Genomic DNA, 14,288 nt, shown 5'->3' on the forward strand with positions numbered 1-14,288 from the left:
GGGGTCAGAAAGCCGATTCGTCGAGGGTCATGATCTCGCTGTCGAGCGCGGCGAGGATCTCGAGGTCGGCGTCCAATCCGGGCAGCACCTGCTGGGCGAAGAATGTCGCGGTGGCGACCTTGCCCTCGTAGTAACGGCGATCGGTCTCGGCCGGGTCCGAATCGAGTGCGGTGAGGGCGGTTTCGGCTCCGGTGAGCAGGCGCCACCCGATGAGGAGGTCGCCGACGGCCAGCAGGAAGCGGACCGAGCCGAGACCGACCTTGTACAGCTCGTCGGGCTGTTCGCCGGCGGCCAGCAGATAGCCGGTCAGGATTCCCGCCATGTCCTGGACCCGGGCCAGCGCCACCGAGAGATGATCCTTGGCCACCTTCAGCTGCTTCGGACCGTCGGATTCCGCGGTCCGGCGCACCTGGGCGAGCACGTGCCCCAGCGCGACGCCGCGATTGCGGGCGATCTTGCGGAAGAAGAAGTCCTGCGCCTGGATCGCCGTGGTGCCCTCGTACAGCGAGTCGATCTTCGCGTCGCGAATGTACTGCTCGATCGGATAGTCCTGCAGGAAGCCGGAACCGCCCAGGGTCTGCAGCGACTCCGCGAGGTACTGGTAGGCGCGCTCGGAGCCCACTCCCTTCACGATCGGCAGCAGCAGATCGTTGACGGCCGCGGCCAGCTCCGGGTCCGCGCCCGAAATATGTTGCGCCACCACGTCGTTCTGGTGCCCGGCCGTGTAGAGGTAGACCGACCGCAGCCCTTCGGCGTAGGCCTTCTGCAGCAGCAGGGATCGGCGCACGTCAGGGTGGTTGATGATCGTCACCTTCGGGGCCGTCTTGTCGGCCTGCCGGGTCAGATCCGCGCCCTGCACACGCTGCTTCGCGTAGTCGAGAGCGTTCAGGTAGCCGGTGGACAGCGTGGAGATCGCCTTGGTGCCCACCATCATCCGGGCTTCCTCGATCACCTTGAACATCTGCGCGATACCGTCGTGCACCTCGCCCACGAGCCAGCCGACCGCGGGAACTCCGTGCCCGCCGAGGGTCAGCTCACAGGTGGCCGAAGCCTTGAGACCCATCTTGTGCTCGACATTGGTGACGAACACGCCGTTACGGTCACCGAGCTCACCGGTCTCCGGATCGAAGTGGAACTTCGGCACGAAGAACAGGGACAGGCCCTTGGTGCCCGGACCGGCGCCCTCCGGGCGCGCCAGCACGAGGTGCGCGATGTTCTCGAACAGATCGTCCGAATCCGCGCCGGTGATGAAGCGTTTGACGCCCTCGAGCCGCCAGGAACCGTCCTCCTGCCGAACGGCTTTCGTCCGGCCCGCACCGACGTCGGAGCCCGCGTCGGGCTCGGTGAGCACCATGGTGCCGCCCCAGTTCCGCTCCGTCATCAACTTCGCCCAGTGGCGCTGCTGCTCGGTACCGACGGCGTGGACGACATCGGCCATCATCGGGCCGGTCAGGTACATGTAGGCGGCCGGTTGCGCACCGAGCACGAATTCCGAGATAGCCCAGGACACCATCGCGGGCGCCGGCATCCCACCGATCTCCTCGGCCTTGCCCACTCGCCACCAGTCCGCGTCGTACCAGGCCCGAACGGCCTGCTTGAAGTCTTCCGGCAGCCGCACCGCGTGTGCCGCCGCATCGAAAACCGGTGGCGTGCGATCGGTTTCGGCGTAGGGCGCCGCCACGGGGCCCTCCGCGAGGCGGGCCGCTTCGGCCAGCATGGTGCGCACGGTGTCGGCGTCGAGGTCACCGAAGGCGCCCGCGTCCAGGACTGTCCCGAGCCCGAACACCTCGAACAGGTTGAATTCGAGGTCGCGGACGTTGCTCTTGTAATGGCTCACGAGTCACCACCTTTCGAGAAACAGCACAGGCTGACAATGGCTTGTTAATGACCGATAAGTAGGGAACCGGTATCAATTCCCACCATTCATGCACTGGTAGCAGGCAATTCGAATCGAATAAGTGAATGACCGCTAAGTGGTGTAATTCACCGGGCCGTCGCACGGACGCCGACCGGGGCCGCCGCGATCCGCTCGTCGACCGCCACCAGGACGTCGACGAGATCGTCGCGCCACCGCAACCGCGGATTGCGGACGGCCTCGATGACAACCGTGGTGGACGCGCGGATCAGCAGGCGCGCCACCGCCGCCGGGAGCTCGGGCCGGACGGCCTCCAACATGCGCCCCCACTGGGCAATGCCGTCCAACCGGACGCGCCGGTAGCGCTGCACCGCGTCGGTGGGCAGGTGGCGGGTCTCGCTGACAGTAATAGCCAGCAGATCCGGTTCGTCGACGCCGAATCGTGCGAAGCTGCGCATCAGAGAGCGCATCGACGCCTCGACGCTGCGGGTCTCTGCGACCGCCCGTAGCAGCGTCAACTGCAGCCACTCGTCCTGGCGTCGCACAATCCGATCGAGCAGCTCGGCCTTGTTCGAGAAGTGGTAGTACAGCGCGGGTCCCGAGACCCCCACCGCCGCGCCGATATCCTCGATGCCGACGGCGGCGAAACCGCGGCTGCTGAACAATTGGGCCGCCTCGGCGAGTATCCGCTCGGACCGGAGCGCTCGATCCAGTGCCGCATTCGCACCGTCGAGCCGCGCCGATCGCGCCGGCGAGCGCCCCGCCGGACGGTCCGGTAGCTCCGTCCGGATCACCTCGGCGACAACGGAATCGAGCACCTGCGCCGCGATCGGTAGGGGCAGCTCGGTCCGGTGATAGGACGGGCTGACCGCGACCGACAGCACGCACCAGCTCAACAACTCGACATCGGCGACATTCAGTTCCGGACGGCAACCGCGAATCCAGTGCCGGAGATATCCGGTGAGGCGGGCAGCGCGGACGAGCGCCGCGGTCCGGTCACCGGGCGCGAGATTGCGGAACTCCAACTGCCACAACCTGGGCAGCTCACGCAGCTCGAGAGCGACGCGGACCAGGGCGGCCGGCACTGCCGCCCCCGACGGGTCGGCCCGGTGGGCGGCGTCGACGCGCGCCAGGGTCTCGTCGAGGCCGACCAGCAGGCACTGCCCGAGCAGTTCCTGTTTACCGCGGAAGTGCCGGTACAGCGCCGGCGCCGAAATGCCCACGGCCGCCGCGATATCGGACATGGAGGTGTGGTGATAGCCATCGTGCGCGAAGGCATCCAGTGCGGCGTTCAGGATCATGGAACGCCGGGTCGAAGGGCGCTTCCTGGTCGCGGCGGTTCGCGTGCGCCGGTGCGCCGGCGCGGACACCCGGTCAGGTCGCGAGCTCACCGGCGACAGCCGCTTCCGCCGCTGCGCGATCCGATCGGATCGGCGTGCGTCGTCGCAGCACCACCCGGCCGCCCTCGGCCGGGGCGAACGCTACCCCGCCGTGCCTGGAGAGCGGCGGGCAGACGCGGCCCTACCGGCAGCACCGCGCCCGTGGTTGCCATGACATTCATGATGGGAAGGCTCCATACCGGTACCGTCGGTACCGATACCGAGGGTACCACGGCATCCCCGGCGCGCCGGGCCGGCGACGATCGGATGACGGTTGCCACACCCGCGACATGATGAGACGATTTGTTGGTAACCCTCTCATCCTGTCGGAGTGTGGCGCTCCGGCGGGAGTGATCAAAGGAGATCAGCATGACCGCCGCCGCCGCGCTCGACCACGAGGCCAAGGGCCGTCCCGAACGCCGCCCGTTCGAACCCGGCAGCCGGATGTGGGATGACGTCGGCCTGCTCACCTTCTCCCTCACCGCCGGGTCCGCCTTCCTGCTGCAGACCATGGAACCGACCATCGCCGCGGTGGTCGACGAGCACTCGACCTTCCGCAGCGACCCGATGGGCCGGGCCACGCGCAGTATCGCCTCGGTCATGATGTGGGTCTACGGCGGCGACGAGGCCCTCGCCGAGGCCGACCGGCTGCGGCGGATGCACGCCACCCTGAACTCCACCGACGCCCAGGGCGTCAAGCACCGGGCCCTCGCGTCCGCGCCCTGGGCCTGGGTCCTGCACACCGGCGTGTTCGCCTTCACCGAGGGCAACAAGTACTTCTCCAGCCGAAAGCTCACCGACACCGACAAGGAGTCCTACTACCAGGAAACCGTGCAGCTCATGCGCAATTTCTCGGTGGCCCCCAAGGAGATTCCCGCGACCTACGCGGAATGGGAGCCCTGGTTCCAGGATCAGGTCGAAAACCACCTCGTCGCAACGAATGTCGCCTACGACTATCTGAAGGTGATCCGGAAGATCGCCCCGCCCGAGCAGATCCCCGCTCCACTGCATCCCGTCTGGCGTGCGGTCACCGGTCCGGTCGGCCGCCTCCAGTACTTCTTCACCGTCGGCACCACCCCCGAGCTCGTCCGCGCCCGGCTGGGCCTGGAGTGGACCGCGAAAGACGAACGCGCCCTGCGCCTGCTGGGCCGCCTCATCGGCCGCACCGTCCCCCTGCTCCCCGAGCGCGTCCGCTACTTCCCCATCGCCTTCGAGGCCCGCCGCCTCGAACGCGACCGCGCCCGCCTGCGCAAGATGATCAACCTCCGTCCCGTGTGATCACCGGGATCGGGGAGCTCTCAGCGTGGGGAATCGGCGAAATACCACGGTGGGAGCTCCCTCGTCAGGACAGCGGCCGGACCGGATGGCGAAGCAGGGTGCGCATGGCGGCGTCCTGGGTCCGGCGGGGGTCCGAGAGGTAGATCTCGTGGTGGCGGCCGCTCATGGTCAGGTGGTGTTCGGCCATGAAGGCTTCCATGCGGGCGAGGGTCTCGGGCTCGGTGGCGTACGGGCCGCGGTGCATGACCTGGATCGCGTCGCCCTCGGTGAGCTGTTCGAAAGTCGCTCCGGAGACCATGTCCGGAGTCACCGGGTCGGGCATGCGGATCATCATGGTCCAGTGCCATTCGTCACGCGGCACCTCCAGCGCGGGGCGGTCCGATTCGACCCACCACAGGCCCTCCAGCTTGGGGACCACGAAGTCGTTGCCCTCGGCCTTGGCGATCTTCTTGGCGCCGTAGGCGGCTCGGTACAGGGTCGAGACGGCCTCGGTGTAGGCGTCGCCCAGGGGTGCGCCGACACCGCTGACCGTGGCGTAGTTGCAGGTCCGGAAGGTGCGCAGGACGGGGTCGGTGGGGGCGTCGTAGTAGTGCCTGTCGGTCTTGGCCAGGTCCAGTTTCATGGGTGCTCCTCCCTCGGGGTCGATTCGAGGATGCGGTCTCCCGTGACGGGAGGGTCAAACCCGGCGGGGCGTGCCGACCGGGAAGCGGACCGCGCACCCCGGTTCCTGGGGCTGGATCGTGGCCGCCGCAAGCACCAAGGTCACTATGGTGAGCATGCGGATGGTGTTGTGGCGCGCGTTGATCGGCGTGCTGCTACTGGTGATGGGGGCTGTGGCGGTGCCGGGGAGGGCGGGGGCCGAGGCGCAGTATCAATGGCGCGAGGAGTTCATCACCGCACCGGACGGGACGCGATTGCACGCGGACGTGCTGCGGCCCGTCGGAATCGCCGACGACGTGCGCACACCGGTGATCATGACCGTCAGCCCGTACCGGGCACACCTCATGCGATTGAGCGAACCGCGGATCAAGGGCGGGCCGTCCACCACCGATCTGCCGGCGTCGATGTTCCTGCAGGCCGGATACACCTACGTGATCGTGGATCTGCGCGGGTTCGGCGGCTCCAACGGCTGCCCCGATTTCGGCGGGCCGGGCGAGCGGTCGGACGTGAAGACCGCGGTGGAATGGGCTGCGGCACAGCCGTGGTCGACCGGCCGGGTCGGATTGGCCGGCACCTCCTACGAAGGCTGGACCGGGCTCATGGGTCTGGCCGAGCAGCCCGCCGGACTGGCGGCGGTGGCCTCCTTCGAACCGGTCGTGGATCCCAACGCGTACCTCTACATGCAGGGCATCGCCTGGAAGTTCTCGCTCAAGCCGATCAGTGAGAACGGCTTCCGGCCAGGCGATCTCGCCGGCTTCGAGCATCTGATGATCGCCTCCACGCCCGCGTATCCGACCGATTCGGCCGAGTACAAAGCGAATGCTTCGAGCATCGATCCGGCCTGCTATCAGCACTACCTCGCCGAAACCACCAACCACGACGCGAATTCCGCATTCTGGCGGGACCGCGATCTGGTGGAGAAGGTGCGGGGCAACACCATTCCGCTGTTCCTGAGCCAGGGCTTCGTCGACTACAACACCCGCGCCGACCGGGTCTTCCCGCTGTGGAACGCGCTCGGCCCCGGCGATCACAAGGCCTGGTTCGGGCAGTGGGGTCACCGCGACTGCACCGAGAAATGCGGTTCGCCCGACTTCGCCACCGAGCTGCTGGCGTTCTTCGACCGGCACGTGGCGGGCAAGGATGTGGGGGTACCCGGACCCCGGATCACCGTCGGCCAGTTCGACGGCCGGTGGCGTTCGGAGACCGCGTGGCCGCCCGCCGACAGCCGCGCCCTGGACATCGATCTGCGCACCGGACGCTACAACGACCGCGGCCTGCTCCCGGGCGCGGACCGCGAGATCTGGACCGTGACCCAACCGCTCGACCAGGACCAGCACCTGTCCGGTCAAGCGACGGCCACCCTCGGCCTGGACGGGCCCGCCGCGGCGGCCGTGACCGTCGAGGTCTACGACATCGACCCGGGCAACCGGGCGACCGTCATCACCCGCGGCATCGCCCCGGTCACCCCGACCGCCCAGGTCCGGCTGCTCGCGCAGGACTGGCCCATAGCCGCAGGCCACCGGATCGGCATCCGCGTCACCGACGTGGTCGACGACGTGTGGGCGCACCCGCCGGCCTTCGCACCGGTCACCGTCACCACGGCCCAGATCCACCTGCCGCTGCTCACCGCGATCCGCACCCCCGACCTGCCCGGCGACACGAGCGAGGCCATTCCGAAGTGGCGGAACGAGAAGTCGGTCTCGCTGGCCCCCGATGTGGTGAACAATGCCAGTGTGACCGTGAACTTCCCGCCCAGGGCCGGCGGATAGGCCGATGACCAGCACCGCGCCGACCGACGCCCGCACCGTCGACGATGCCACCGCCGAGCGGCTGGCCGCGGCGCTACGCTGCCGAACCGTCTCCTACGAGGACCGCGATCGCATCGACCCCGCCGAATTCGACCGCCTCACCGCCCACCTCGAACAGGCCTTCCCACTGGTCCACACGCACCTCACCTGGGAAGCCTTCGGACACAGCCGCCTGTACCGCTGGGCGGCCGCCGACGGGCCGGATGAGACTGCGGCGGCGATTCTGCTGGCGCATATGGATGTCGTGCCGGTGGACGATCTGGAGGCGTGGACGCATCCGCCGTTCGACGGCGTGGTGGATGCCGAATTTGTCTGGGGGCGTGGGGCTATCGATGACAAGAGCCGGGTGCTGGCGATTCTGGAGGCGGTCGAGCGGGCGCTGAGTGCGGGTGTACGGCCCAGGGAGACCGTCTATCTCGCGTTCGGGCACGACGAGGAGATCTTCGGCGCCGAGGGCGCGGGACGGATGGCACAGCGATTGCGTGACGCCGGTGTCCGAGCCCGGTTGCTGGTCGACGAGGGTGGCGTGATCACCACGGGCGTGGCCGACGGGATCGATGTGCCGGTGGCCACGATCATGGTGGGCGAGAAGGGGTTCGCGACGGTGCGGCTGTCGGTGACCGATGTGGGCGGGCATTCGTCCATGCCGGGACGGCAGACCGCGGTGGGGCGGCTGGCGCGGGCGGTGGCGCGGATTCAGGATCACCCGTTCCCCCTGCGGTTGACGCCGGTCGCGGTCGACATGCTCATGCGGGTACGGGAATTCATGTCCGAACCGCGCCGGACGCTGCTCGGGCTGGTGCACGTGGCCGGCGCCATCGCGGCGCGGGTGCTGGCAGCCCGGCCGCAGACCGAAGCGCTGGTGCGGACCACCACCGCGCCTACCATGATCAGCGGCGGGGTGAAGCCCAATGTGCTGCCGCAGCGGGCCGAGGCGTTCGTGAACTTCCGCATCCTGCCGGGCGATTCGGTGGCCGATGTACTGGCCCACTGCCGGAAGGTGGTGCGGGACAAGGGCGTGTCCATCGAACTCGACGGCACCACCTCCGAACCCTCGGCCGACCCGTCGGCGGGCCCGGACTTCGATCTCGTCGCCGCCGTCGCGCGCGAAGTGGCGCCGGGCATCGCCGTCACGGTCGGCGTCGTCCCCGGCGCCACCGACTCCCGCTATTACGACGATCTCGCCGCCACCCGCTGTAATTTCGCGCCGATCATCCTGACCGCCACCGATCTCGAGCGCATCCACGGCACCGACGAACGCATCTCCCGCGCCGATTACGCCCGATTGATCCGATTCAACCGGCTTCTGCTCGACCGCCTGGTCGGCTGACCCGGGCAACCGCCTCTCCCACCGCGCGGATTCGGCCGTCCGGCCCCGCCACGCGCCGGATGCGCGAGAATGACTCCGCCGGTACTCGACATTTCGGGCGCACTCCGTGTTGGGCGGGCGCGCCCGCCGGCAGCGTGACGACCTCGAACCGAAGGGAGCGGCGAATGACCCGCACGGAAACCGGTGAATTCCAAGGAGCGGAGGGTCGCGTGTTCTGGCAGGCGTGGCTGCCCGACGGCGAACCCCGCGCCGTCGCCGTGATCGTGCACGGGTACGCCGAGCACTCCGGCCGGTACGCGCATGTCGCGCAGCGGCTCACCGAGTCCGGGTTCGCGGTCTATGCGCTCGACCACACCGGGCACGGCAAGTCGGAGGGGCCGCGGGCGAATGTCGTCTCGCTGGATACCGCGGCCGACAATGTGCGCACCATGCTCGCCACCGCCACCGGACGCCATCCCGGACTGCCGAGCTTCCTCATCGGCCACAGCATGGGCGGGCTCACCACCGCCTACCTGGCCACTCGCGACCAGCCGGAGGTGAGCGGCATCGTGCTGTCGGCCCCGGCCATCGAAATCGAGGCGGGCAATGCGGTGCAGCGCCTGGCCGCGCCGCTGGTGTCGAAGTACCTGCCGAATCTGCCGGTGGTGAAGCTGGATTCGAAACTGGTGAGCCGCGACCCCGACGTGGTGCGCGCCTATGACGAGGATCCGCTGGTGCACCACGGCGGCGTCCCGGCCCGCACCGCCGGTGAGATGCTGCGGGCGGGCGAGTTCGTCAAGTCCCACCTGGACCGCCTGACCGCCCCGCTGCTGGTCCAGCACGGCACCTCCGACGGCCTCGCCTCGCCCACCGGCAGCGACCTGCTGGAGCGGAGCGCGGCGTCGGAGGACAAGACGGTCATCCGCTACGACGGGCTCTACCACGAGATCTACAACGAGCCCGAACAGGACAAGGTGCTCACCGACCTGGTGAACTGGCTCGAAGCGCACCTGCCGCAGAGCTGAGCCCGGGGGCGTTACCGGCCGGAATCCACTGCGCCACTCCGGATTCCGGTCGGCCGGTGACTACCGGTATGCCTTCAGGCAGGCGTCCTCGCCGTCCAGCACCCCGGTCCTGAAGGCCTCGAGCCGCACGAAGCCGCTGGGGACCACGGCGCCGTTCACGTCGGCGGCGGCCAGTCCGTCGAGCAGCAGTCCGGAGATGGCCGCGTCCAGATCGGTTGCGGAGAGCTGCAAGTCGCTGCCGGGCCGGCTGAGCTGGGTGCTGTACGCGCCCGAGAAGCAGGCCGCGCGCAGACCCGCGGTGTCGGCCCCGGTGATGCTCAGCTTCCGCGCCTGCTGCACGGCGAGCATGTAGCGGGAGACGAAGACGACGAAGGCGTTGTAGTCGCCGCCCACCATGGCGGAGAGCAGATCACCGTTGTCACCGGCGACCGCCCGTTTCGCCAGGGTGGGCACGTCGGTGCCGATGACATTGGTGCTCGGGCAGTACGAAACCGGTTGGGTCGCGGTCACGTTCGGACAGGTGCGGGTGACTCCCGCTCCGAGTATCCACCGGCATATCGCGCGAAGTCCCCGGTCTCGCAACGGCCGGTGGGAATCACCGGCCCGGTCACGGCGCGCCGCCCGCGACACGCATCCGGAAAATCAGCTGAGACCGCCGCCGCATCCATGGCACAGTCGAGCATCATGAGCGACTATCGCCGCCTGAACCGGGCCAACTGGGACGATCGCGCCCCGCTGCATGCCGGTTCCGGCGACTACGCCCTCGACAAGTTCCGGGCCGATCCGTCTTTCCTGAGCCACGTGGTCCGCTTCGACCTGCCGCGCCTCGGCGACATCCGCGGTCTGGACGCGGTGCACCTGCAATGCCACATCGGCACCGACACACTCTCCCTCGCGCGGCTGGGCGCCACCATGACCGGCCTCGACTTCTCCCCCGCCTCTCTCGCCGAGGCTCGCAGGCTCGCCGAATCCACCTCCACACCAATCGATTTCGTCGAGGCGGACGTCTACGATGCCGTAACCGTGCTCGGCGCGGCACGATTCGATCTCGTGTACACCGGCATCGGAGCGCTGTGCTGGCTGCCCGACATCCGCCGCTGGGCCGAGACGGTGGCCGGGCTGCTGCGGCCGGGCGGGCGGCTGTTCATCCGCGACGACCATCCGGTCCGGATGGCCGTGGACGAGGCCCGCACCGACGCGCTCACCCTCGGCTACCCGTACTTCGAGACGCCGGAGCCCATGGTGTTCGACGACGGAACCACCTATGTGGACACCGATCTGGCGGTCGCCCACAGCACCACCCACGAGTGGAATCACGGCCTCGGCGAGATCGTCGAGGCCGTCCTGCAGGCCGACCTGACCCTCACCCAGCTCGTCGAACACCACAGTGTGCCGTGGGAGGCACTGCCCGGTCGCATGGTGTGCGGCGAGGACTCCGAATGGCGGCTCGCCGAACACCCCGAACGGCTGCCCCTCAGCTTCACCCTCCAGGCGCGCAAACCCTGACATCGAAAAGTGTTCGTGCGCATCCGGTTCCGTCCCGGATACGATCCGGACGCCACATGGAGTAGATCAGCGGTAGATCACCCGGCTCTCAACCGGGAGGGCGCAGGTTCGAATCCTGCCTCCATGCCCACCCTGGCCTAGCTCAGCGGCAGAGCACCCGGCTTCGGACCGGGAGGGCGCGAGTTCGAATCTCGCGGCCAGGTCTACTCGTCACCGATTCAGGAGTTCCCTTGTCCGATCAGGTCTTTCGCTTCGGTCCCGAGCGGTACGCGACGGGGCAGCTGTCCCGCGCGCTGACCGCCATCGCGCGGGCCGGGGCGAACAAGGCCGAACGGACACGGGCCGAGGCCAAGACACAACGCTGGCGCGAGGTACTGGACGGGCTGACGAGCGGCCGCGTCACGGTCGGCAGCCGCACTCCTGTCGCCGACCTGCCCGCCTGGGTGACCCTGCAGGTGACGCACGGCGGATTCACCACCGGGCGCGGCCTCGCCGAGGCCCCGCTCACCCGGGACGAGGCGGAACGAGTCGCCGACCTGCCCGCCGAGGTGCCCGGCAACAATCCTCGCGAACGCCTCAACCTCTGGTACCTCGGCGACGCCGGCCAGGCCGAACTCCTGGAAGCCCTGCGCAGCGGCCACTATCGCCTCCAGCTCCCCGAGCACGCTGCGCTGCCCGTCGTTGCGCTGTTGCTGGACAAGGGTTTTCCCGAACAGGCGCTCGACCTGGTCGCCGAACTCCGCCCGCACATGTCGCGCCTGCGCTTCACCCCCGCCTTCGATCCCGTGGCCCGCCCCTCCGGCGCGGCGGTGCGGGTGGCGACGGTCGGCGAGGCCGCCGACGCCCTGCGCGCGGTGCGCACCCCGCGACAACTGACCCTCATGCACGCCACCATCGAGGTCTGGACCCCGCTCTACGACCGCCTGGTCGCACTCTGGTGCGCCACCGTCGACGGCGACCTCCCGAGCCTCGACCGCACCGGCGCCGTCACCGGCGGCCTTCCGGGTAGCACCCTCCCGCCCCACTGGATGCACGAACGTGCCCGCTGGCTGGCCGATTTCGAGGCCGCCCGCAGCACCCACGAGTTCCGCGGCCGCCACGCCCACCGCAAGAGCAACTTCACCCATCTGCACGAGGCGCTCCTGAGCATCGGGCCCGGAACAGCCACCGCGGGCTCCCAATCCGCGGACGCGCGGCTGGAGGCTGCGGGGCCCGCCGGTGTGAGCGTGTTGGATGCGCGGCAGGTCGACCGGGTTCGGCGGGCACTCGCCAACACCCTCGCCCGGCACGGGGAACCAGGCAGCGCCGCACGGGAATCCGCGCGATCCGAACAGGCCGCCGCTATTGCCGCACCGCTGTATACGGATTTCGCACGCGTCCTCGTGACGCGCATCGAACGCTTCCCCGCGGACGGTGGCCTGCCCTCGCTCGACCCGGTCACCACGCCGGTCGGAGCGGACGACAAGGTGACGATCGCCGATGACACCGCCATCCCGCAGCATTTGCAGGACAAGGCGATTCGCGCGCTCGAAGCGCCCGCCGACGAGCTGGTCCGGCGCGGCATCATCAGTTCCGGCGAGGTGCTGGCGGCGGTGCTGCCCCAGCTCACCTCCCGGCTACTGGCCGCCGATATCGCGGACCCGATGGCGGCCAGCCTGTACGAACAGCTGTACACGGCCTTCCGGCAGCGACGCAGCCTGCTGCTGCTCGACCTCCAGCATCAGGTGCGGTTCGACGAATTGCCCTGGGTCACAGCCCTGCACGCGCTCACCGCAACCGGCACCGGGAGGCTGGACGGCGCAACCCGCGCTGGGGTGTCCGATGGCCTCCGCTCCGGGAAGTCCCGGGAATCCCGCGACGGGAACTCCGGTGGGGGCTCGGCGGCGGCACGGCGGCTGCTGCGGCAGACGACGCTGCTGGCGATCGAGTCGTTTCCGGAGGCGGTGCTGCCGAATCCGCTGGTGCGGGAATTCCATACCCTCGCACAGCAGGCCGGGCTGCGAGTGCCGCTGGTCGAGGAGGTGGCCGCGGACATCTTCATGGGCACGTTCACCGAGAAGTGGCGGGCAGCGGCGATCATCGCGAGCCGGACGCTGGCAGGCACGCTGTACCAGCGGTATTACGACCTGCCGTCGGCGGACGAATGGCGGGCCGGTGCGCGGAGCGAAATCCGCTGGGGCAAGGCCACTGCCACCGATTTCACGGAGCTGTGCGCGCGGCGCGCCGTCGAGGCGGGCACCTGGCACGACTATGTCGCCCGCAATGGCGCGGTGCTGGAGCAGAGCCAGATTCTGACCACCCACAATCTGGCGGTCCTCGTCGACGCGCTGGATCTGGGCGAACAGCTGCGCGAGTCCGCGCCCGGTCTGGCGAACCGCACCTTCGACTGGATCATCCAGCGCCTGAGTCAGCCCGCCCACGGTCATGCCGCCCTCATCCAGGTGAAGAACGCCGCCTACGCGTGGCGGCAGGCCGTATTCCTGCTCAGCTATTGCGATCTCGCCACACAGGCCGGTCAGATCGACCGGCTGATAGACCAGCGCGCTGTCCCGCGCCTGGAGCCGGCCGTCGCGGGATTGGCCCACATCGTGACGGGCGGCCGGTTCGGGCGGAACGGGCTCGAGCCGAACGGCACCGGCCGCCGCCTGCTCGGCTGGGCGGTGGGACGCCACTGGTATTTCGGCTGACCGCAACCGTTTCGGTGGACGGCACCGAATGGCGGCTCGCCGAACACCGCGAACGGCTGCCCTCAGCTTCACCCTCCAGGCGCAAACCCTGACATCGAAAATTGTTCGTGCGCAACCGGTTCCGCCCGGATACGACCCTCAGCGGCGCGGGTAGGGGTCCATGTTGCGTAGCCGTTGCCGGTGGGTTCGTTGCAGTTCTCCCGCCCGGATGAGAAAGGCCGCGATCGTCTCGAGTTCCGCGGGATCGAACCAGCTCAGCATCATCTTGTAGCCCTCGTCGACCAATGGTGAGATGAGTTCCTGTATGCGACGGGCGGCGAGATCCGTGGCCACCACGATCACCCGGCGACGATCGGTGGGGTCCAGCGAGCGAGCGATATAGCCCTGCTTCTCCAGCCTGTTGAGCATGACCGTGGCGCCTGCGGCGGTGAGGCCCAGCCGCTCGGCGAGCATTCCGGGTGTCGTGGACTTCCCGTCCCCGAGAAGGACAATTTCCAGCGCACGTCGATCGGTCTCGTTCACGCCCAGCAATCTGATCGATTCGCGGGCCAGATCCTCGACAGTTCCGTGATAGAACTCCAGGGCCTTTCTGAGCTCTACTGCGATCCGAGCGGGTTCGGTTGACATCGGACGCACAGGCTCCCACCCTCGAACACTTGAAACATGAAACCTCTCAACGAAATTCACCGGCCGAGAGCGGGCACCGCCCAGGCCGCCGAAGCGACAGCAGGCCGTGCCGGACATGCACTGCACGACGACACCGAAGCCGATACGATAGCCG

At 68.8% G+C, this 14,288-nt stretch carries 11 protein-coding genes and 2 tRNA genes; 8 read left to right on the top strand and 5 right to left on the bottom strand.

Going from position 1 to position 14,288, the window contains the following annotated elements:
- Positions 1-4: 4 nt before the first annotated feature.
- Positions 5-1,837: an acyl-CoA dehydrogenase gene (locus tag ACQP1O_RS32080; protein ID WP_433562123.1), complete on the bottom strand. Its 1,833-nt coding sequence runs from the start codon at positions 1,835-1,837 to the stop codon at positions 5-7.
- A gap of 146 nt (positions 1,838-1,983) precedes the next feature.
- A complete protein-coding gene (locus tag ACQP1O_RS32085) occupies positions 1,984-3,156 on the bottom strand; it encodes a TetR/AcrR family transcriptional regulator (protein ID WP_433562124.1) in 1,173 nt (390 codons plus the stop codon).
- A gap of 447 nt (positions 3,157-3,603) precedes the next feature.
- Between ACQP1O_RS32085 and ACQP1O_RS32090 the strand changes: the two genes are divergently transcribed.
- Entirely contained in the window at positions 3,604-4,512 is a 909-nt protein-coding gene (locus ACQP1O_RS32090; protein WP_433562125.1) for an oxygenase MpaB family protein, read from the top strand.
- A 64-nt stretch (positions 4,513-4,576) separates the two neighbouring features.
- Here ACQP1O_RS32090 and ACQP1O_RS32095 read toward each other — a convergent pair whose 3' ends face one another.
- Positions 4,577-5,134 (bottom strand): GyrI-like domain-containing protein, encoded by a 558-nt coding sequence (locus ACQP1O_RS32095; RefSeq protein WP_433562126.1) that lies wholly within the window; start codon positions 5,132-5,134, stop codon positions 4,577-4,579.
- A 70-nt stretch (positions 5,135-5,204) separates the two neighbouring features.
- Here ACQP1O_RS32095 and ACQP1O_RS32100 point away from each other — a divergent pair, with 70 nt between their 5' ends.
- The 3 genes from ACQP1O_RS32100 to ACQP1O_RS32110 all read left to right on the top strand — a co-directional run bounded on the left by ACQP1O_RS32100 (position 5,205) and on the right by ACQP1O_RS32110 (position 9,314).
- Positions 5,205-6,941 (top strand): CocE/NonD family hydrolase, encoded by a 1,737-nt coding sequence (locus ACQP1O_RS32100; protein ID WP_433562127.1) that lies wholly within the window; start codon positions 5,205-5,207, stop codon positions 6,939-6,941.
- A 4-nt stretch (positions 6,942-6,945) separates the two neighbouring features.
- A complete protein-coding gene (locus ACQP1O_RS32105) occupies positions 6,946-8,310 on the top strand; it encodes a M20/M25/M40 family metallo-hydrolase (RefSeq protein WP_433562128.1) in 1,365 nt (454 codons plus the stop codon).
- A gap of 164 nt (positions 8,311-8,474) precedes the next feature.
- Positions 8,475-9,314, top strand: a complete 840-nt coding sequence (locus ACQP1O_RS32110; RefSeq protein WP_433562129.1) for an alpha/beta hydrolase — start codon at positions 8,475-8,477, stop codon at positions 9,312-9,314.
- 60 nt (positions 9,315-9,374) lie between these two features.
- Here ACQP1O_RS32110 and ACQP1O_RS32115 read toward each other — a convergent pair whose 3' ends face one another.
- The gene (locus ACQP1O_RS32115) at positions 9,375-9,824 is read right to left on the bottom strand and encodes a hypothetical protein (protein ID WP_433562130.1); all 450 of its coding nucleotides are present in this window, start codon (positions 9,822-9,824) and stop codon (positions 9,375-9,377) included.
- A gap of 171 nt (positions 9,825-9,995) precedes the next feature.
- On the opposite strand from ACQP1O_RS32115, the gene ACQP1O_RS32120 reads away from it, so the two are divergent.
- From ACQP1O_RS32120 to ACQP1O_RS32135, 4 genes are all read left to right on the top strand, one after another.
- Complete coding sequence (locus ACQP1O_RS32120; RefSeq protein ID WP_433567865.1) at positions 9,996-10,820, top strand: class I SAM-dependent methyltransferase; 825 nt, start codon at positions 9,996-9,998, stop codon at positions 10,818-10,820.
- Between the two features lie 55 nt (positions 10,821-10,875).
- A tRNA-Glu gene (locus tag ACQP1O_RS32125) sits at positions 10,876-10,950 on the top strand.
- A 1-nt stretch (position 10,951) separates the two neighbouring features.
- A tRNA-Arg gene (locus tag ACQP1O_RS32130) sits at positions 10,952-11,023 on the top strand.
- A 27-nt stretch (positions 11,024-11,050) separates the two neighbouring features.
- Positions 11,051-13,507 (top strand): hypothetical protein, encoded by a 2,457-nt coding sequence (locus ACQP1O_RS32135; protein ID WP_433562131.1) that lies wholly within the window; start codon positions 11,051-11,053, stop codon positions 13,505-13,507.
- A 138-nt stretch (positions 13,508-13,645) separates the two neighbouring features.
- Here ACQP1O_RS32135 and ACQP1O_RS32140 read toward each other — a convergent pair whose 3' ends face one another.
- Positions 13,646-14,134, bottom strand: a complete 489-nt coding sequence (locus tag ACQP1O_RS32140) for a MarR family winged helix-turn-helix transcriptional regulator (RefSeq protein ID WP_433562132.1) — start codon at positions 14,132-14,134, stop codon at positions 13,646-13,648.
- Positions 14,135-14,288: the final 154 nt, after the last annotated feature.

Origin of the sequence: Nocardia sp. CA-151230, assembly GCF_050942175.1 — a bacterium.
Lineage (GTDB): Bacteria > Actinomycetota > Actinomycetes > Mycobacteriales > Mycobacteriaceae > Nocardia.

Coding starts and splice junctions, on each gene's coding strand:
- ACQP1O_RS32105 (WP_433562128.1), top strand. CDS start 6,946: ATGACCAGCACCGCGCCGACCGACGCCCGCACCGTCGACGATGCCACC.
- ACQP1O_RS32140 (WP_433562132.1), bottom strand. CDS start 14,134: ATGTCAACCGAACCCGCTCGGATCGCAGTAGAGCTCAGAAAGGCCCTG.
- ACQP1O_RS32090 (WP_433562125.1), top strand. CDS start 3,604: ATGACCGCCGCCGCCGCGCTCGACCACGAGGCCAAGGGCCGTCCCGAA.
- ACQP1O_RS32085 (WP_433562124.1), bottom strand. CDS start 3,156: ATGATCCTGAACGCCGCACTGGATGCCTTCGCGCACGATGGCTATCAC.
- ACQP1O_RS32110 (WP_433562129.1), top strand. CDS start 8,475: ATGACCCGCACGGAAACCGGTGAATTCCAAGGAGCGGAGGGTCGCGTG.
- ACQP1O_RS32095 (WP_433562126.1), bottom strand. CDS start 5,134: ATGAAACTGGACCTGGCCAAGACCGACAGGCACTACTACGACGCCCCC.